General features: G+C 57.8%; 18 protein-coding genes and 2 pseudogenes. 10 read left to right on the plus strand and 10 right to left on the minus strand.

From position 1 onward, the window contains the following. The first annotated feature begins 111 nt into the window (after positions 1-111). Both D0851_RS14140 and D0851_RS14150 read left to right on the plus strand, forming a co-directional pair. A complete protein-coding gene (locus D0851_RS14140) occupies positions 112-864 on the plus strand; it encodes a substrate-binding periplasmic protein (RefSeq protein ID WP_117619220.1) in 753 nt (250 codons plus the stop codon). Positions 865-1,225: 361 nt separating this feature from the next. Beyond that, positions 1,226-1,651 (plus strand): hotdog fold thioesterase, encoded by a 426-nt coding sequence (locus D0851_RS14150; protein ID WP_117619222.1) that lies wholly within the window; start codon positions 1,226-1,228, stop codon positions 1,649-1,651. 19 nt (positions 1,652-1,670) lie between these two features. Here the strand turns inward: D0851_RS14150 and D0851_RS14155 are convergent, their stop codons facing one another. Further along, on the minus strand, positions 1,671-3,005 hold the full coding sequence (locus D0851_RS14155; RefSeq protein ID WP_117619223.1) for an HD-GYP domain-containing protein: 1,335 nt from the start codon (positions 3,003-3,005) through the stop codon (positions 1,671-1,673). 162 nt (positions 3,006-3,167) lie between these two features. Between D0851_RS14155 and D0851_RS14160 the strand changes: the two genes are divergently transcribed. Continuing rightward, entirely contained in the window at positions 3,168-3,845 is a 678-nt protein-coding gene (locus D0851_RS14160) for a hypothetical protein (protein ID WP_117619224.1), read from the plus strand. Positions 3,846-3,849: 4 nt separating this feature from the next. Here the strand turns inward: D0851_RS14160 and D0851_RS14165 are convergent, their stop codons facing one another. Beyond that, a complete protein-coding gene (locus tag D0851_RS14165) occupies positions 3,850-4,581 on the minus strand; it encodes a sulfite exporter TauE/SafE family protein (RefSeq protein WP_117619225.1) in 732 nt (243 codons plus the stop codon). Positions 4,582-4,676: 95 nt separating this feature from the next. On the opposite strand from D0851_RS14165, the gene D0851_RS21100 reads away from it, so the two are divergent. Beyond that, positions 4,677-4,748: an SEC-C metal-binding domain-containing protein gene (locus D0851_RS21100; RefSeq protein WP_117620416.1), complete on the plus strand. Its 72-nt coding sequence runs from the start codon at positions 4,677-4,679 to the stop codon at positions 4,746-4,748. Between the two features lie 7 nt (positions 4,749-4,755). Here the strand turns inward: D0851_RS21100 and D0851_RS14175 are convergent, their stop codons facing one another. Then, entirely contained in the window at positions 4,756-5,136 is a 381-nt protein-coding gene (locus tag D0851_RS14175) for a rhodanese-like domain-containing protein (RefSeq protein WP_117619226.1), read from the minus strand. 191 nt (positions 5,137-5,327) lie between these two features. Between D0851_RS14175 and D0851_RS14180 the strand changes: the two genes are divergently transcribed. After that, positions 5,328-5,537 carry a DUF3565 domain-containing protein gene (locus D0851_RS14180; protein ID WP_117619227.1) on the plus strand — a complete coding sequence of 70 codons (210 nt, stop codon included), beginning with the start codon at positions 5,328-5,330 and terminating at the stop codon, positions 5,535-5,537. Positions 5,538-5,586: 49 nt separating this feature from the next. After that, a complete protein-coding gene (locus D0851_RS14185) occupies positions 5,587-6,600 on the plus strand; it encodes a DUF2235 domain-containing protein (protein ID WP_117619228.1) in 1,014 nt (337 codons plus the stop codon). Between the two features lie 73 nt (positions 6,601-6,673). Here the strand turns inward: D0851_RS14185 and D0851_RS14190 are convergent, their stop codons facing one another. Then, positions 6,674-8,026, minus strand: coding sequence for a CHAD domain-containing protein (locus D0851_RS14190; protein ID WP_117619229.1), 1,353 nt, complete (start codon positions 8,024-8,026; stop codon positions 6,674-6,676). A 223-nt stretch (positions 8,027-8,249) separates the two neighbouring features. Between D0851_RS14190 and D0851_RS14195 the strand changes: the two genes are divergently transcribed. From D0851_RS14195 to D0851_RS20865, 4 genes and pseudogenes are all read left to right on the plus strand, one after another. Further along, positions 8,250-9,926 (plus strand): methyl-accepting chemotaxis protein, encoded by a 1,677-nt coding sequence (locus tag D0851_RS14195; protein ID WP_117619230.1) that lies wholly within the window; start codon positions 8,250-8,252, stop codon positions 9,924-9,926. 123 nt (positions 9,927-10,049) lie between these two features. Next, the gene (locus D0851_RS14200) at positions 10,050-11,120 is read left to right on the plus strand and encodes a TRAP transporter substrate-binding protein (protein ID WP_205422208.1); all 1,071 of its coding nucleotides are present in this window, start codon (positions 10,050-10,052) and stop codon (positions 11,118-11,120) included. A gap of 87 nt (positions 11,121-11,207) precedes the next feature. Further along, a pseudogene (locus D0851_RS20860) lies at positions 11,208-11,513 on the plus strand (antibiotic biosynthesis monooxygenase family protein); the annotation flags it as partial. Between the two features lie 39 nt (positions 11,514-11,552). Further along, a pseudogene (locus D0851_RS20865) lies at positions 11,553-11,888 on the plus strand (thiol-disulfide oxidoreductase DCC family protein); the annotation flags it as partial. A gap of 93 nt (positions 11,889-11,981) precedes the next feature. On the opposite strand, the gene D0851_RS14210 reads toward D0851_RS20865, so the two are convergent. The 6 genes from D0851_RS14210 to D0851_RS14235 all read right to left on the minus strand — a co-directional run bounded on the left by D0851_RS14210 (position 11,982) and on the right by D0851_RS14235 (position 17,140). Then, positions 11,982-12,425 (minus strand): universal stress protein, encoded by a 444-nt coding sequence (locus D0851_RS14210; protein WP_117619232.1) that lies wholly within the window; start codon positions 12,423-12,425, stop codon positions 11,982-11,984. Positions 12,426-12,460: 35 nt separating this feature from the next. Beyond that, the gene (locus tag D0851_RS14215) at positions 12,461-13,744 is read right to left on the minus strand and encodes a TRAP transporter large permease (protein ID WP_117619233.1); all 1,284 of its coding nucleotides are present in this window, start codon (positions 13,742-13,744) and stop codon (positions 12,461-12,463) included. A gap of 40 nt (positions 13,745-13,784) precedes the next feature. Then, entirely contained in the window at positions 13,785-14,378 is a 594-nt protein-coding gene (locus D0851_RS14220) for a TRAP transporter small permease (protein ID WP_117619234.1), read from the minus strand. Positions 14,379-14,487: 109 nt separating this feature from the next. Beyond that, complete coding sequence (gene dctP, locus D0851_RS14225; protein WP_117619235.1) at positions 14,488-15,516, minus strand: TRAP transporter substrate-binding protein DctP; 1,029 nt, start codon at positions 15,514-15,516, stop codon at positions 14,488-14,490. A gap of 141 nt (positions 15,517-15,657) precedes the next feature. Continuing rightward, entirely contained in the window at positions 15,658-16,197 is a 540-nt protein-coding gene (locus D0851_RS14230; RefSeq protein ID WP_117619236.1) for a YqiA/YcfP family alpha/beta fold hydrolase, read from the minus strand. Between the two features lie 166 nt (positions 16,198-16,363). Then, positions 16,364-17,140: a crotonase/enoyl-CoA hydratase family protein gene (locus D0851_RS14235; RefSeq protein ID WP_117619237.1), complete on the minus strand. Its 777-nt coding sequence runs from the start codon at positions 17,138-17,140 to the stop codon at positions 16,364-16,366. Positions 17,141-17,144 lie beyond the last annotated feature (4 nt).

A 17,144-nucleotide genomic window follows, 5' to 3' on the forward strand; every position in this document is an offset into this window, starting at 1 on the left:
AACCACCGTTACGTAAATCCGGCCCCCGCAGATCTTGAACCGTCTATACTCTGGACATATATGGCCAGATCCTGAAAAAACGCAAAAAGCACACAGGCAAGGACGACAGGAATGCGAGTATTCATAGCCGCCTTCGTGATGGCGCTGGCGCTTCCCGCCACGGCCCAGCAGGGCACGGAAACCGTGGAAGCCCTGACAGTAACCGTGGGCGCCAGCCATGCACCTCCGTACAGGATTATCGAAAATGGTGAGAGAACTGGCCTCTACGTAGAAATATTCGAGGAAATCGCAGACCGCCTGGGCTGGAAAGTGCATTACCGGGAGGCGCCTTTCCGCCGGGTTTTGAGGATGGTTCAGCAGGGGGCGGTGGATGTAATGCTCGGCCCTCTGGAGACCGAGGAGCGGGCGGAGCTGATGGAGTTGGTGACCCCGGCTTTTCCACCTGAACGCCGCCTCTTCTTTTACCTGCATAAGGAGCACAGGATCGAACGCTACTCGGATCTCTATGGCCGGGCCATTGGTGTTCTTGAGGGTGCTTCCTATTTCCGGCGGTTCGACACGGATGAAAATTTGCTGAAAGAGCCTGCGCCGCGCTACGAAAACCTGATGCGGATGATGCAGAAAGGCCGGGTGGATGTGGTGATTGCTCCGGAACTTGCAGGACTCTATGTGATTGACAAACTGGACATTAAAGCCGATATCTCCCCATTTTTCGTGCCTGGTGAGCGGTCCTACATCGCGGTGGCGAAAAACTCGCCAGTGCTCCAATACGCTGATGATATCAGGGCGGCACTCAAACTGATCGAAATGGAAGGTATACACGAGGACCTGGTGTTGAAATACCTGGGCAGAGCCCCCCGATGATTCCCGGCAGACATTACCAAGGCGAAGGGCGTCCCCCGGGCCATGGTTGGCCGAAACGGTGACCTTTTCATGATACGGCCGGTGCCGGGTATCGGTATCCGGCGCCAGATGGCAGAAACCGGTTGTCCGAGCTGGGAAAAGGGGTACTTGTCAGAGTTGAGTAAACCGATATGGGTTATCGGCGGAAGCACCCCGATCAATAACAGTTTCGGGCGGAATTTCGACCACTACGCCGAAGAAAACCTTCGCACATACTCGTCTTGAGCACAGGTTAAAGAGATCTTGGTAGTTCGCATCCTATCTGTATAAACTGAATGCCCTGTTTCTAACCCTGTTCCTGATAAATGAGAGCTGCATCTGTATGGCAATCTGGACCCAGACCCCGAACCTCGAACACCTCGCCGAAGCCAGCGAAAGCACGGCTGTCAGCTACATGGGTATTGAGTACCTTGAAATCGGCGATGATTACATAAAAGGCCGCATGCCCGTTGATGAACGTACCGTTCAACCGTTTGGCATTCTCCACGGTGGCTCCTCGGTATTGCTGGCAGAAACCCTCGGCAGCATGGCCGCCAACTGTTGCCTGAAAGACCCGGAGACTGTCGCTGTGGGGCTGGGTATCAACGCGAACCACATCCGCCCGGTTACCAAAGGCTGGGTGTACGGCACTGCAAAGCCCATTCATATCGGCGGTACGACCCAGGTGTGGGAAATCCGGCTTGAGAACGAAGGAGGGAAAACCACCTGCATTTCCCGGCTGACCATGGCGGTAACCAGGCGCCCGTAGCCTGGCTCAGCCGCTCAGATCAAGCCTGGTTCGAGTCCTCCTGTGATTTGACTACGATCAGGCCTTCGTCCACGAAGTCCTGTAGAACGATATCGTAGGTACCATCCGGGACTTCACGGGCAATGCGGTAGATGTCGCCGGCGGCATCTTCGGGCGAGGCTTTCAGATCGAGGGTGCGGAAAGGCATAAGCGGGCTTTTGTCGATGTCTCTTACCAATAGCACTCTGGGCTTGAGTTTGTGGCTGGGGTAGCTCTCGACAACGATACCCACCTCCCCATTCACCATTTCAACAATCGAGCCCGGCGGATACACCCCAATCATCTGGATAAAGGCGTCGGCCAACTCCTCATCAAACTGGGTGCCACGGTGCTTGTGAATGATTTCCAGTGCCTGCATGGAGGCTCGCCCCTTGTCGTACACCCGGTTACTGGTAATGGCGTCGTAGGTGTCCACCAGCCCGATCATCTTGGCAAAGTAGGGGATCTGTTGTGCCTGCAGGCCCCGGGGGTAACCGGAACCGTCCATGCGCTCATGGTGGCTGAATGCCACATCCACGGCAGTATTCAGGGAGTTGCTGGTACCCATCAGAATGGTGCGCCCGTGAGTCGTGTGCAGGCGCATCACGTCAAACTCCTGGGGGGTGAGAGCCCCCGGCTTGTTGAGGATCTCATCGGAAATCCGTGTCTTGCCCACATCGTGCAGCAAACCGCACAGTGCCAGATTACGGATCTCGCCTTCCAGCAAGCCGAGGTGCTTGCCAAACGCAGCCGCCAGAATGGACACGTTGATGCAATGCTCGGCGGTATACTCGTCCTGATGTTTGATTTTGGTGAGCAGTAGAAGCGCGTTTTCATTGCGAAGCACGCTCTCAACACAGCTGTTGACCACGGTGCGGGCATTGTTCAGGTCCAGCGTGCGGCCTACCCTGAGGCCAGACATGATCGACTTGGCCGTCTTCTGGGCCTCCTCAAAGCGGATAACCGCCGTTTTCATCTCCCGCCCGGCTTCGACCTTGTTAATGTACGTGACACGTTTGCGTGGTGGCACTGCTTTGGCCGTGTTGCTGGAGACCTCCGGAGCCGTATTTCGCCTGAATAGGCGCATCAGGCCTGATGGCTTCAGGCCGCTTTTTTCAGGCCTTGGCAAGGGGGCGCCGCTGACTCGTCCTTCAATAACGACAAAATCACACTGGGCGCGCAGCGCATCGATCTCGGACTGATCACGAATCACAAACCCCTGAAGCAGGAAGTCAGTGTCCTCCCAGGGCCGGTCCAGACGGATGACATGCATGCCGATGGCGAGTTCCGACACATCGATCTGGCTCTCAACAATTTCCTGATGCGGTGTACTCATAAACCGATCCTGACTCCCTGAGACCCTATTTTGAGGCAAAAGCACCCTGACAGCATGGACTCGATTGCAAAATTTGGTCAAATAATGTTCATTCAAGATGTTAGCGACCGGTTTTTGTAGGTTGATCTCCCTTTGGCGGGGATGCGCTGAGGACCTTCTGCCATGGCAGACCATCGTTCATTCCATCTCTGGTGGCTGGCACTTGCCGCCGGGCTTGTGCCGTTGCTTACTATCCACACCACCTTTGTGGTCTCGGTGCTGGAAGGGTACGTCGAGCTGTGCATGCCCTACTGGGACAGCTGCACCAGCATCAGCCGAACCGGCCGCCATGGCACCTCTTATTTCATCTTCAAGGGCACCATGTTGCCCGCGGCTTTGCTGGGGATTCTGTTCTGGTGGCTGAATAGCCGCTGGCTGCGCCAGCTGGGCGTTCATTCGGCCGGCGTTGCCTGGGTTCCCTGGTTGGGGCTGGTGGCCAGCCTATCCCTGGGCGCTTATACGCTGGCGCTGGGCCATGCCGGGGATGGTTTTAATCTGATCCGCCGGATTGGTGTGGTTTTGTACTTTTCGCTCACGTTTATCTGCGAGCTGCTCGTCAGTGCCGGATTGCGAGGCCATCCGCTCTGGAAACACACCGGCATGAGACTGCTGAACCTGTGCCAGCTGATTCTGGGTGTCGGCATTCTCTCGGTGGTCCTCAACGGCGTCGCGCCCGAGTTCTACAGCCGTAAGGATGATGCCTTTGAATGGATTCTCGCATTGCTGATCAACGCCCACGCTCTCTGGTTGGCGTTGCTGTGGCGAAAGAACCGATTCCGGGTTCGGCTCTGGGCAGGGTAGGTACCTACAGGGAAAGCAGGCCGCGAATAAGGGCCGCGGTTCCTGCGACGGCGGCAATCGCCAGGATCACCGGGCGAAGCCCCTCGAAGGGCATGTGGTTCAACAGCTTGCCGGATAACCAGAAGCCCACCACAACGCCCGGGAAGGTCACCGCAAACAGAGCCAGCTCGCGAGTGCCCAGATAGCCGGAGGTAAGCAGTGCAGACAGGCTGAATACGCTTGCAACGAGAAAGAAAGCGGACATATTTGCACGCACCAGTGGGCCTTTTTCGTTCTGATAGATAAGCGCAATGGGCGGGCCACCGACGGCCGTGATCGTGCCCATATAGGTTGAGGCGGCACCGGCCATCACACTATTGCGTGCGTTCAGGGCCGGTTTGAGCCCGCCAAGGCTGAGTGACACTGCGGCGAGAATCAGGATGCCGAAGATCAGCTCGAATCCCTTGGTGGAAATCACCAGCAAGGTCAGTGCCGCCAGAACCGCGCCGGCAACCCCACCCCCGATGGCGAAGCGCAGCTCCCGAACCTGCAGGGCACCACGGTTACGGACCAGCATGAAGATGGTCAGCAGGGAGGCATTCAGTATCAGCGGGCCGGGCACGAGCAGCGGGCTGATCAGGAACAGCAGCGGCGCCGCCAGGGTGCCAATGCCATAGCCGGCCACGCCCTGCAGGCAGGCGCCGGCGAAAACCGCCAGGTTGGCCAGAAGAATCTGTAACAGCGAGACATCTGACAAAAGAAATCACCAGATATTTTGGAGGTTAGGGCCGGAATCGGGTTGATACTGATACACCGCCGGTAAAGCAGCATAGCCGAAAATCCTGGCGCCCGATGACACAACAGCCTGAACACAAAGTCTGCCCCTGCGGTAGCGGGAAGAAGTACGAGGCCTGCTGCCTGTAGCCGACTGTCATTCGAAGGACGGAAGCTCCGGCTTGGCCACCGGTTTCCCCGCCTCCTGCCAGGCATCAAAACCACCGGCAATGGACTGCACGTGCAGGTAGCCCATTTCCTTCAGGGCCCTCGCGCTCAGTGCCGCCCGACCGGATGTCTTGCAATAACACACGATGTTGAGATCCCGGCTTTCAAACGCAGGATCATTGGTGAACTTGAACTCCAGCAACCCCCGGGAGATGTTCACCGCTCCGGGAATATGCCCGGAGCGGTATTCATCGGCATCGCGGACATCCAACAGCAGGTCCGCGTTTTTGATGGCATCGTCTGCCTGCTCAAGCGGAACTTCCTGAATTTCTTTCTTTGCAGCTGCTACCAGGTCGTGGGCTGTTTTCATGGGGGGCTCCTGCGGGTGAGTGTGGAATAACTATATACCTCAGGATAAGGGATTGGGCGGGCTGGCGTCACCTATGAACAGATCCGCTGGTAAGGCGAGGCAGGTTGGCTTGAGGAACCGATCTGTCCTAAAGTAGGTTTCTATCTTGAAGATGGCCGCTGGCCTGGTCATTTGCTTTCCATAGAGAAGTTATGAAACAACCCATCACCGCCTACCACAAAGACGAAGAAAATCACTGGGTCGCCCAGCTGGCGTGTGGCCACAATCAACATGTGCGCCATACACCGCCCTGGGTGAACCGCCCGTGGGTGACAACGGCAGAAGGCCGGGAGTCCATGCAGGGGTTTGAACTGGACTGCCGGAAATGTGATGAAGACGCGCCGCCGGATGACCGGCCCTGAGCTATAATATGATCAGAATCTGATCATATTGCTGGCAAAGGAGTCTGCCATGGTTAAGCGCCTTGTTGTCTGTGCCGATGGCACATGGAACCGCCCGGAAGAAGATCTTCAGAAAGACGTTCCCACCAATGTGCTGAGAATGGCCAGAGCCATTCGCCCCCTGGCGGCCGATGGCCAGCCCCAGCATGTGTTTTATGACTGGGGCATTGGTTCGTACCATAACGCGGTGATTGGCGGCATTACCGGGCAGGGCATTCACAAGAACATCATGGATGCCTACCGCTACATCGTTCAGAACTTCACGCCCGGCACCGACCTCTATCTGTTCGGTTTCAGCCGCGGAGCCTACACCGTGCGCTCCCTCTGCGGCCTGATCAACAACTGCGGCATTCTCAAACGGCCCGATGCCCGGCTGATCCAGCAGGCGTTTGATCATTACAAGAAAACCGGCGATGCCTGGAAGCCGGCCGGCGCCAAATCCGTCGAGTTCCGGAATGCCCACAGCCATGAGTCCCGGGAGATCCGCTTTGTGGGCGCCTGGGATACGGTGGGTGCCCTGGGTGTGCCCTTCTCACTGATGGGGCTGTTTGATCGCAAGGACGAGTTTTACGACACCAAGCTGGGAAGTAATGTGCGTATTGCCCGCCATGCACTGGCCATTGATGAGCGCCGGGAGGATTTCGAACCTACGCTCTGGGAGCCCCGGGACAAGCTGGATCTGAAACAGGTGTGGTTTGCCGGTTCCCACAGTGATATCGGCGGTGGTTACCCGGCAGACGATCAGGGGCTGCTGGCTTCCGACAGCGCCCTGGAATGGATGGTGCAGCAGGCCAGGAGCGCCGGCCTGGATATTGAGGAGCACCTGCCCGCCGGTATCAATCCCAGCGCCAGGGCCAGGCTGCACAACTCACGGCGCCATATTTTCCGGTTTTCAACGCCTCTGGTTCGCAACCTGAAACCGGACAATGTCGAGACCGCCATTCACCCGTCCGTGGCCGAGCGCTGGCGGTTGGATCCGGATTACCGGCCGCCAAATCTGAAGCAGATAGGGTTTGCCGGCTAGGCTGCCTTGTTATTACCTATGGCGCAGGCGCAGGCGCGTGAGCAGAGTTTCGCGGCTGAGAAACCTGGTGCTGTCATAACGGGGCTGCATCGAGTCCGCCAAGGGCCAGAATCTGTTTTCGGGCGTCCGCCTTACGATCTTCCAGGGTTTGCATGATGCCCGTGAGCGCCGCAGGGAAAACCGCCGGTGCCGCCTTCCGGAAATGTTCCAGCATCTCAATCTGCACATGCAGGTCCTGGAAGCGGCCATAGAGCTGCTGCCGGGCTTTCAGGGTTTTCAGGTTGCTTTTCCAGGTTTTTGCATCCAGCTCCATCAGGTATCGGATGCGTTTGAGCTGCTTGCGCAAACGGTGGATATCCTCATCCGGCGAGGTGTGCATCAGCTCAACGGTATGCCTGTTGAAATCTTTGGTACGACGCTCCACAGCCTTTCGGATGTCTTTGGGGCTGAGTGTTCCGGCCAGTTTGTGAAACTTCCGGGAATCGATCAGGTTTTGCCAGTGGTCCATGCTGTCGTGGTAGCGTTTGCTGCCCAGGCGCTTCACCAGTTTGCTGTGTTTGCTGGCGGCTTCGCTCTCAAACCAGACCTGTAAGGCCACCTGCATTTCGCGGTTGTCGCCGCATAGCTCCGGCAGATCCTGCAGAAAGACATGCAGATCCCTTAGTGGCCCGGTGGCCTTGGCGTGGCGCTTCAGGGTTTTCACGCCCTTCGCCAGTGTCTTGTCGCCATTCACTTCCAGCACCGATTCGGCGATGGCCCGGCTGCGGCGAATGGCAATGCGGTACTGGTGCAGGAACTCGTCATCCAGGCCCAGAATGACACCCTGTTCCAGTTGCCTCAGGCGTTTTAACTGATGGTGGAGTGCGGCGGGGATGTCTCTGGCCGGGTCGTCACCATCGGTATTGGCTTTCTTTTTCTGCTTTCGTGAGAAGTGGGCGTAGCTGAAGTCCGGCGGCGTCAGCAGGGCCACAAGTTTGCCCTTACCCCGGTCAAGCTGGTGCCAGTGTTTGATCGGCAGCCGGATGTGAATAAAGCTGGCGGTCGGTAACTGCTCCGGCGGTCGCTTCAGCAGCCACTGGGCCAGTTCGAGTAAGGCGGGATTATGGCCTATGAGCATAACCCGGGATTGGTCATCCCGGTGTTGCAGCCAGCAGAGCAGGCGCCGGTAGTCGAAGGTGTAGAGTTCACTGAGGGCGTGGCGTCGTCCTGGCGGGACATTGTCGGGCAACACACCGTCCAGGGTGGCCTGGGCCCGCGCGGCATCGCTGCTGACTATGCCGCCGCCGAAGGCGCCTGCAGATTGCAGCGCTTTTGCCAGTGGCGCGAGCTGGCTTTCCCCCCGGGCATTGAGCGGACGATCCCGGTCGCCCAGCCCTTCATCGGCCCAGCTGGATTTGGCATGGCGTACAAGAAACAGGTGCTTCATGGGCCTACCTTCGAAGTGGTTCTTTAGTCTAGGAATTCCTCAAGATAATCAGGTTACTGCCGATAGCTTAATTACCTGAAAATAATTTGCGAATAACAGTTTAGTCATGGAAATGGGGGCCGCGCCATGAGTTCCTGAAACCTGTCTTAACAAACCGGAACAGATCTGGCTGAAGGGTCTGTGGATAATTCGCCACAAGAACAATTCCCTGGGAGCGGGCACGATGAAATTTCTGAGTCACCTGACAATACGAACGCGTTTGCTGGCAGCTGTACTGGTGCCGGTACTGATTACGGCCGCCACCCTGGCCTGGATTACCGCAAGCCAGATTCAGGTAAACGCGGAAGAGGAAATCAAACGCCTTGAGGCCAGCCTTCTGCAAGCCCGGAAGGCCGGCCTTCAGAGCCTGATCGATGCCGCCAAAGCGGTGGTTCTGGAGGCCAAGAACGATCCGTCCCTGAGCGAAGAGCAAGCAAAAGAGGCGGCTGCAGCGCGCCTGCGCTCAATCCGTTTCGATGAAACCAACTATGTGTTCGCCTACACCCGCGATGTCTACAACCTGGCTTATGCACCGGATCCGTCCAAAGAGGGGCCAACCAACAACGCGACGCTGAAACGCCTGGTGGGTGACCTCTTCGATGCCGCCGAGAGCGATGGCTTTTACGGTTATGAATGGATGAACCCCGCCTCCGGTAACGAAGAGCCCAAGCTGTCCTATTCCACCGTCATCCCGGACTGGGACTGGATGATCGGTGCCGGCGTGTACATCACCGATATCGAACGGGAGCTGGCAGCCGCGCGGCAGGAGATGGAAAGGGGTATGTCGGCGACCCTCGGATTCATCCTGCTGGTCACCGCGATTGTTGTCGTGATCGCGCTGGTGATCGGGATCTTTGTTGGCCGGAGCGTAACCACGCCGCTGAAACGTGTCAGTAACATGATGCAGGAAATCGCCGACGGTGAAGGTGATCTTCGCCAGCGCCTGCCGGATGAGGGCAAAGATGAACTGGCCGAGCTGGGCCGACGGTTCAATGCCTTTGTGGTCAAGATCCAGAACACCATGCGGGAAGTGGGGGCTACGACCGATCAGGTGGCCTCGGCCGCGGAAGAGCTGAGCCGTGTCGCGAATGAAACCCGGGCATCGGTGCAGGAGCAGGGCTCGGAGACAGATCAGATCGCTTCCGCCATTAATGAAATGGCGGCCACGATTCAGCAGATCTCCGGCAATGCCAACGAGGTCGAGAGTGCTGCGTCAGATGCGGACCGTATGGCCCGGGAAGGCGGTGAAACCATCAGTAGTGCCCAGGGTGCGGTAAACCAGCTGTCGGAAGAGATTCAGGATACCGCGAAGATTATTGATGCGCTGGCTGAAAAATCTGACGATATCCAGCAGGTTCTGGACGTTATTCACGCGGTGACCGAGCAGACCAACCTGCTGGCCCTGAACGCCGCTATCGAGGCAGCCCGAGCCGGTGAGCATGGCCGTGGGTTCTCTGTGGTCGCCGACGAAGTACGCCAGCTTGCCAGGCGTAGTGCCGAATCCGCCGATCAGATTCGCGAGATGATTGATGGTTTCGTTACGGAATCCAAGGCATCCGTTGAACGCATGAACACATCACGGAAACACTCGACCGAAACGGTCGAGCGGATCAATCACGCAACCGACGCCCTGAAAACGATCGAGACCTCTGTCGGCCAGATCCACGATCAGGTTACCCAGATTGCCACGGCGGCTGAGCAGCAGAGCCAGGTCGCGGAAGAGATCAACCAGAACGTGGTCCGGATTGTGGATGCCGCACAGCGCAGCGATACCGGTGTGACCCAGACCAACGAAGCCAGCCACGAACTGGCGCGCCTGGGCGAGAGCCTTCGTGAGCTGGTAGGGCAGTTCAAGGTCTGATATCTGTTCCCGGTATTTCGCTGACTGGCGGCTTCGCTGATTGGCGGAACACCGTGAGCAAGCTATGATGGAGGCGTAACAGAGATACCTGTTTTCATGCCAACAATAACGGAAGCCAACACAATGACAATCCGGAAAACACTGCTTGCGGCCGTCGCTGCTGCAGCCACCGTCTTCAGCATGTCCTCGGTTGCCGAGGAAAACTTCACTTTGCGCCTTGCGCAAACCTGGGGCCCCAATTCTCCGATTCTGGGGGAGACCGTTCAGAATATGGCGGATATGGCAGAGGCCATGTCGGCTGGCCGACTGGAAATCCGCATTGATCCGTCCAACAAGCACAAGGCGCCGTTCGGAATTTTTGATCTGGTGCGTAACGGCCAGTACGACATGGGGCATACCGCGTCCTATTACTACAAGGGCACGATCCCCAATGCCATGTACTTCACCACCATCCCGTTCGGGCTGATTGCACCTGAAATGTACGCTTGGTTCTATTATGGTGGCGGCATGGAACTCATGCAGAAAGTCTATGAGCCCTATGGACTGTTGTCGTTCCCGGGCGGCAACACCGGTAACCAGATGGGGGGCTGGTTCCGCAAGGAGATCAACTCCCTGGAGGACCTGAAGGGTATCAAGATGCGCACTCCGGGCTTTGCCGGCGAGGTGATGTCTGAGCTCGGCGTTGCGGTGACCAATATTCCCCCGGGCGAGCTCTACAGCGCCCTGGAGCGCGGTACCATTGATGCGGTGGAGTGGGTTGGCCCGGCTCTGGATTTCCAGATGGGCTTCCACCAGATCGCCAAGTACTACTACTCCGGCTGGCAGGAGCCGGGTGCGGAAGTTCAGTTCCTGATTAACCAGAAAACCTGGAACAAGCTGCCGAAAGATCTTCAGGAGATCCTGAGAGTCGCCATGCGCACTGCGGCTTACGACATGTATATCCAGAGCACCCATGAAAGCGGTGTGGCCTGGGATCGCATGAAGGAAAACTACCCTGATGTCACCCACAAGGTGTTCCCACCGGAAGTCATCGAGGCCCTGCGCCGTACAACGAACCGGCTGCTGGCGGAGGCCGCCGAGAAGGATGAGCTGGCCAGGGAAATCATTGAGTCACAGCGCGGCTATCTCAAGCAGGTGCGCCAGTGGACCAATATTTCAGACAAGGCATACCTGAACAGCGTCGCTGAAGACTGAGTCTGACAGGCTGCTGGGGGCCTCCCGGCCTTGGTTTTCGGTGGAGAATCTCCTGAGTCAGGAAAAGCCACGAAGCCGGGAGGTCCTATGAAGTTCATTTTCGAAGTGCATGTCCGGGAAGGTCACACCGCTGAGGAATACGCGGACGCCTGGGTCCGGGCCAGTAAAATCATCCAGCAGGCACCGGGTGCCCGGGGCACTGAGCTGCACCGCAAGATCGGCGCCCCCAATACCCTGATTGCGATTGCATCCTGGGAAAGCAAAAAACAGCGGGACGTCATGGAGAAGCAACATGATCCGGACGTGGCAGCCATCATTCGCAGCGCAGCGCCGTTTGTGGAGATCAGGCCCATTGGTGAGTTCGAGGACCCGGAATGGGTTGTGATGCCCCCCGTGACAGAATCAGGCAACACCATCCGCGTTTTCTATGACGGCGCCTGCCCCGGTTGCCGGCGAGACCGGCGCCGGTATGAACGCCTGGCGGGCCGTGCCGCGGATCAGGTGGAATGGGTCGACATTACCGGGCGGGATGAGGAACTGAAGGCCAAAGGCATCGATCCGAAAACGGCGCTTCAGGAACTGCATGTGGAGGACCAGTACGGTGGTATCCACAGTGAGCTGGACGCCTATGTTCTGTTAATGTCCCGGGCGCCAATACTCAAACCCCTGGCCTGGCTGATCAGTCTGCCGTTGGTTCGACCGCTACTGCGCCGGCTCTATCATCGCATGGTCACAAGGCGTCTTGAGCGCACCGGCCGGATGCCCTGATACCGGCCTACGGATTTTCCGGGCAGTGCTCCATAATCAGGGCTGCCCGCCAGGAAACGCCGGTTCGCCTTCCTGATGCCCCTGTTTGATCTCTCAGACGATCAGAACCGGGCACTTGGCATGGGATGCAACACGGTGCGACACACTGCCCAGGAACATACCATCCTTGTCACTGTTGGTACCCTGGGCGCCCACGACAATCAGGTCGGCTTCCTTATCGTGGGCGAATCGGGTGATCACCTTTGAAGGGCGACCCGCCTTCACAAACCCACGAACTTTGGTGGCACCCTGCTCCCTGGCCAATTCCTTGGCGTCATTGACCACATCCCTGGCGAAGTCTGACAGCGCCTTGTCCGGAATGTCCATGCCCGCAGGCCGCCCACGTGAGAGCGAGGCCTCGAACAGGCTGTGGTGCTTGTACACGCAGAGGATGTAGATTTCGGCCTCGGGAATGAGCTTCTGAAGATCTATGGCCTTGTTGAGCGCTTTCAAAGACGTTTTCGACCCGTCCACCGCTACCAGAATCCGTTTGAACATGAGTGTGTCTCCCTGTGGGTTTCCTGTAGCCCGGCCTAGCGATAAGCCAGGTCACGAAGGAACAGAGCGATTTGCGGAAAGGTGATGATCAGCGCAGCGGCCGCGAAGAGTATGACAATGAACGGTGGCGTACCCCGGATCACCTCCCAGTAGGGACGCTTGAAAATCGCGATGGCGGTGAAGATGTCAACACCGAACGGCGGCGTGGCCGAGCCAATGGCCACTTGCAGGGTAATTAGTACCCCAACAAGCACAGGGTCCAGGCCGGTGGACTGGATGGCCGGCGCGAAGATGGGGGTCAATACCAGGATTACCACAATCGGGTCAACAAACATACAGGCAATAAAGAACGAGATGCTGATGGCGATCAGCACACCAACCGGTCCGGCGTTATTGACGCCGACGGCTTCAAGGATGGCTTGCGGGATCTGGGCGAACGAGATGATCCAGGAGAAAGCGGTGCCTGCGGCTACCAGAATAAAGACCACCGCCGTAATCAGGCCGGTGGATTTGGCAATCTTCCAGATATCTGCGCTCTTCAGTGAGCGGAAGATGATGAATTCCAGAATCAGCGCATAGAGCACACATACAGCAGCCGCCTCAGTGGGGCTGAAGATGCCACCGTAGATACCACCAACGATAATGACCGGAAAACCCAGTGGCCAGAGCGCGTCCCGTGTGGCCACTGCCCGCTCTTTCCAGCCGGCCTTGTCTTCCGTCGGCAGCTTGTTCGCATGGGCATAAATCAGGCAGTAGATGGAAAACATGGCGAGAATAAGCAGGCCCGGGCCGATACCCGCGATGAACAGCTCGGCGATGGACGTTTCCGCGACCACACCATAGATAATCATGCCGATGCTCGGCGGGATCAGGAAGGCAATGTCACTGGAGTTGATAATCAGTGCCAGTGTGAAGGAGTCGGAGTAGCCCGCTTTCAACAGCTTGGGACGCAGTGGGGAGCCGACAGCGACCACGGTGGCCTGGGTTGAGCCGGACACCGCGCCAAACAAGGTGCACGAGGTCGCGGTGCTGATGGCCAGACCGCCCTTGATGTGGCCGATAAAGGACATGACCATGTGAATCAGACGGTCTGCCGACTGGCCCCGGGTCATGATATCCGCAGCGAGAATAAACATGGGAACCGCAATGAGCGAAGCGGGCCGGATACCACCCATCATCTGCTGGATCAGGGTTTCCATCTGGCTGAGGCCGCCGAAACTCATTATGAAACCGATGATCGCGGCGACGAGCAGGGGGATCATCATCGGGAAGCCGAGGAGCAGCAGCACGAGCATGATAAGCATCAGAGTGGTCGCCATGAGCGAGTCCTTCCTTACGGGTTACTGGCGGATTGGGGATTCACACTTCCGACTCGGTGTCTGCGTAGCCATCTCTTACACTGGTCGACAGGAAAACATCCGGGCTGCGGAAATTCTTGATGGCCGTTAACAGATACTGGATACCGGTGATGGTGAACCCGATGGGTGCCCACACGTAAATTATCCACACATCGAAACCCAGTGCTGGTAAGATCCGGCCACGCCCTGCGAGTGTCACGATGTATTCATAGGAGTAGTAAGCCAGAAAGAACATTACCGCGGAGGTGAACAGGGCAATGATGATCATCAGCACCTTGCGCCCCATCACCGGAAGCGCGTCGAATATGGCCGACATGCGGATGTGTCGACCGTGCCGGGCGGCATAACCGATCCCGGCAAAGGTAATCAGAATGATCAGTATGCGGTTGACTTCACCGGTGAAGAACATGCTTTGCTGCAGGAGGAACCGTGATATCACGTTGGCGCAGGTGTTCAGCGCCATCAAGAGCACCCCTGCCGCGAGCATGACGGCTTCCAGCTTGCTGATGAAAACATCAATAGTGCCCAGAAACCCGGGCAGGCCGGACTCGTAGGTGCCGGTGTCGTCTTCAAGATCCGGGGAATTCTCGGACATGGGGTCTGCTCCAGAACATGTCGCTCCCGGCCGGTAGGACCTCCCCGGCGGGGCGGGGTTTAATCCGCTTCCCGCTGGCGAGGGCCGGCGGGAATGGTTCGTTGCAGGTTCAGTCGTTCTGAACTTCTTTAAGGTCTTCCTTGAACTGGTTCAGCAGTTCTTTACCGCTCTCACCGGTCATCTCGATGAACTTCTTTTCAACCTGCGGCGCACGGGCCTTGAAGGCTTCAATCTGTTCTTCGTTCAGGCGGGTGACCGTGACATTATCGCTGGCCTTCCTGATCTTGGCCAGGGCTTCGTCCGCGAGGCCGTCGATGTGCACGATAATTTCTTCAAAGGCGTAATCCGCCGCGTCCTGAACCAGTTTCTTGTCCGCATCAGACAAGCGGTTGTAGAAATCCTGGTTGGCCATCATGGCGGTGGTGAACCAGCCGTGGCTCGTGAAGACCAGATTCGGGGACACTTCATACAGGCCGCCGGACTCGATCCAGAAGATCGGATTTTCCTGGCCCTGGATCATGTTGGTCTGCAGGGCGCCGTATACTTCACCCCAGGGCAGCGGGGTCGGGGTTGCACCGAAGGCGGAATAGGTCTCGGAAAGAAGCGGGTTGGTCATAACCCGGATCTTCTTGTTGTTGAAGTCAGCAGGCTTGGTGACCGGCTCATCGACGGTCACAACCATTTCCCCTTCCGGGTACATCTTCAGGAGCTCGAGACCTTTGTCCGCGTAAAGTTTCGGGAAGTCTTCGTTGATGGCTTCGCTTTCCCGGAAGAACTTGATGACCGTGTCCATGTCGGTCGGCATCAGGTAGGGGATGAAGAAGATCTGGGCCTCGGGAATGAGGGACCCGGTGAAACCGGGGGACTGGTTTACGAAGTTCAGGATGCCCGCCTGGGTCTGCTCCATGATGTCGTCGGACTCGCCCAGTTCACCGAAACGGTAAATCTGCAGGGTGTGATCGGAATTGTCCTCAATGTATTCCTTGAACTTGTAAGCGAATACATCCTGCACGTCGCCTTCATACTCTTCATGGGCATACCGCCAGTTGGCGGCATTCACAGAGTTTGCCGCGGTCATGGCCGCGAATGCGAACGCTGAAATTCCGGCCAGTTTCTTGAACGTACTCATGCTGCTCATCGGGTTTTCTCCGTTCGTTTTTTTGCTGAAATTTATTGTTACATTAATAAAGACTGGCAAAACAACGTGGTTTTCGCAAGAAAACGGCCAAAACAATAATTTCAGGGGCACAGGGTTTAGCGGTTTCGCAAGTTTATGAAATCACGGTTTATTTGTATCTGAAAGGCAGGTTTCGAGGAATTGGCGGAACTCAATGAGCACACGCCCGATGCTGTTTTCCAGCCGGTGGCCATCGGGCAGAACCAGAATGGGCATCCCTTGCTTCCGGGCCAGATCAAGCACGGGCGCAACCGGCACGACGTTGTCGTCCCAGCCATGAATGACCTGGCTATGGCGGGCCCGGATCGTCGGGCTGGACTGGGGGTACTTCGCCATGGCCAGCGCCGGTGCGAGAAGGAAGCAGCCCAGGACCGGAGTTTCCGAACTGGTCTGCGCACATACCCAGCCGCCCATGCTGGAGCCGGCCAGAATGGAGTTGTCCGGATTTGCGCCGCACCCAGCCATGGCTTCGCGCATTTGCGCCAGCCGGAGAGCCGGGTCTTTCGTGCCGCGGTGGTCGATGGCATGGGCCTGAACGTTTCGGAAGGTTTCGGCCTCGGCTTTCATGGCCTGGATCTTGGTGCTGCCTGGCCCGCTTTCCAGGCCGTGGGAGAGGAAGACGTGAGTTGTGATGTCGGTCATGGTTAATACGGCTCCAGTGCTGATTGACGCGATGGAATCGGTGCTCCGGGTGCTCAGGAGCCGCCCAGCAACTGCAGCCTCAGGAAGTCTTTGACGCTGGCTTTCTCGCCGGCATTCCAAAGACCATCCATGCAATCCGGGGCGACCGACTGGCTTGCCGGCATGCTCAGAACTGGCCGTGGCGGCCAGCACCCTCTTTGAATTTCCGGGCGCCGGCAATGGCTTCTTCAAACACCACTGGATAGCCCGATGCACCTTCCGCGATCAGCGCCTCCCGGATTGCCAGGTCCCACTGGTGCATGGCGGACGCCCGGTCGGCACGGAGGCATCGCTGGGGAAAGCCGGCAATGGTTTTTGCCAGTTCCTGCGCCGTTGCCAGGGCTGAGCCGTCCGGGACCACCTGGTTGGCCAGGCCTATGCTCAGAGCTTCCTCCGAATTGACGGGGCGGCCGGTCAGAATCATGTCCATGGCCCTGCCATGGCCCACGATCCGGGGTAGCCGGATGGTTCCGCCATCAATCAGGGGAACGCCCCAGCGGCGGCAGAACACACCAAAGACAGCGGATGCCTCGACGATCCGCATGTCGCACATCAGGGCCAGCTCCAGGCCGCCGGCGACGGCATAGCCGGAGACAGCGGCAATCACCGGCTTGGACAAATGCATCCGGGTCGGGCCCATCGGTCCGTGGCCGGTACCGTGGGGGTCGATTTTGTTACGTCTGTTCTCGTCGCCCATCGCCTCGAGATCCGCCCCGGAGCAAAAGTTGCCCCCGGCACCGGCGAGTACGGCGACGTTCAAGGCGTCGTTTTCCTCGAATTCGGTGAACGCCCGGCGCAGCGCTTCGGCGGTGGGGCCGTCCACCGCATTGCGTTTTTCCGGTCGATTGAGGGTGATGGTAAAAGCGCCATTGTGATGGTTCGTGAGTACGGATTGTTCATTCATCGTC

This window comes from Marinobacter sp. Arc7-DN-1 (genome assembly GCF_003441595.1).
In the GTDB taxonomy this organism is placed as follows: Bacteria; Pseudomonadota; Gammaproteobacteria; order Pseudomonadales; family Oleiphilaceae; genus Marinobacter; species Marinobacter metalliresistant.

Coding starts and splice junctions, on each gene's coding strand:
- D0851_RS14140 (WP_117619220.1), top strand. CDS start 112: ATGCGAGTATTCATAGCCGCCTTCGTGATGGCGCTGGCGCTTCCCGCC.
- D0851_RS14150 (WP_117619222.1), top strand. CDS start 1,226: ATGGCAATCTGGACCCAGACCCCGAACCTCGAACACCTCGCCGAAGCC.
- D0851_RS14155 (WP_117619223.1), bottom strand. CDS start 3,005: ATGAGTACACCGCATCAGGAAATTGTTGAGAGCCAGATCGATGTGTCG.
- D0851_RS14160 (WP_117619224.1), top strand. CDS start 3,168: ATGGCAGACCATCGTTCATTCCATCTCTGGTGGCTGGCACTTGCCGCC.
- D0851_RS14175 (WP_117619226.1), bottom strand. CDS start 5,136: ATGAAAACAGCCCACGACCTGGTAGCAGCTGCAAAGAAAGAAATTCAG.
- D0851_RS14180 (WP_117619227.1), top strand. CDS start 5,328: ATGAAACAACCCATCACCGCCTACCACAAAGACGAAGAAAATCACTGG.
- D0851_RS14185 (WP_117619228.1), top strand. CDS start 5,587: ATGGTTAAGCGCCTTGTTGTCTGTGCCGATGGCACATGGAACCGCCCG.
- D0851_RS14190 (WP_117619229.1), bottom strand. CDS start 8,026: ATGAAGCACCTGTTTCTTGTACGCCATGCCAAATCCAGCTGGGCCGAT.
- D0851_RS14195 (WP_117619230.1), top strand. CDS start 8,250: ATGAAATTTCTGAGTCACCTGACAATACGAACGCGTTTGCTGGCAGCT.
- D0851_RS14200 (WP_205422208.1), top strand. CDS start 10,050: ATGACAATCCGGAAAACACTGCTTGCGGCCGTCGCTGCTGCAGCCACC.
- D0851_RS14210 (WP_117619232.1), bottom strand. CDS start 12,425: ATGTTCAAACGGATTCTGGTAGCGGTGGACGGGTCGAAAACGTCTTTG.
- D0851_RS14215 (WP_117619233.1), bottom strand. CDS start 13,744: ATGGCGACCACTCTGATGCTTATCATGCTCGTGCTGCTGCTCCTCGGC.
- D0851_RS14220 (WP_117619234.1), bottom strand. CDS start 14,378: ATGTCCGAGAATTCCCCGGATCTTGAAGACGACACCGGCACCTACGAG.
- dctP (WP_117619235.1), bottom strand. CDS start 15,516: ATGAGCAGCATGAGTACGTTCAAGAAACTGGCCGGAATTTCAGCGTTC.
- D0851_RS14230 (WP_117619236.1), bottom strand. CDS start 16,197: ATGACCGACATCACAACTCACGTCTTCCTCTCCCACGGCCTGGAAAGC.
- D0851_RS14235 (WP_117619237.1), bottom strand. CDS start 17,140: ATGAATGAACAATCCGTACTCACGAACCATCACAATGGCGCTTTTACC.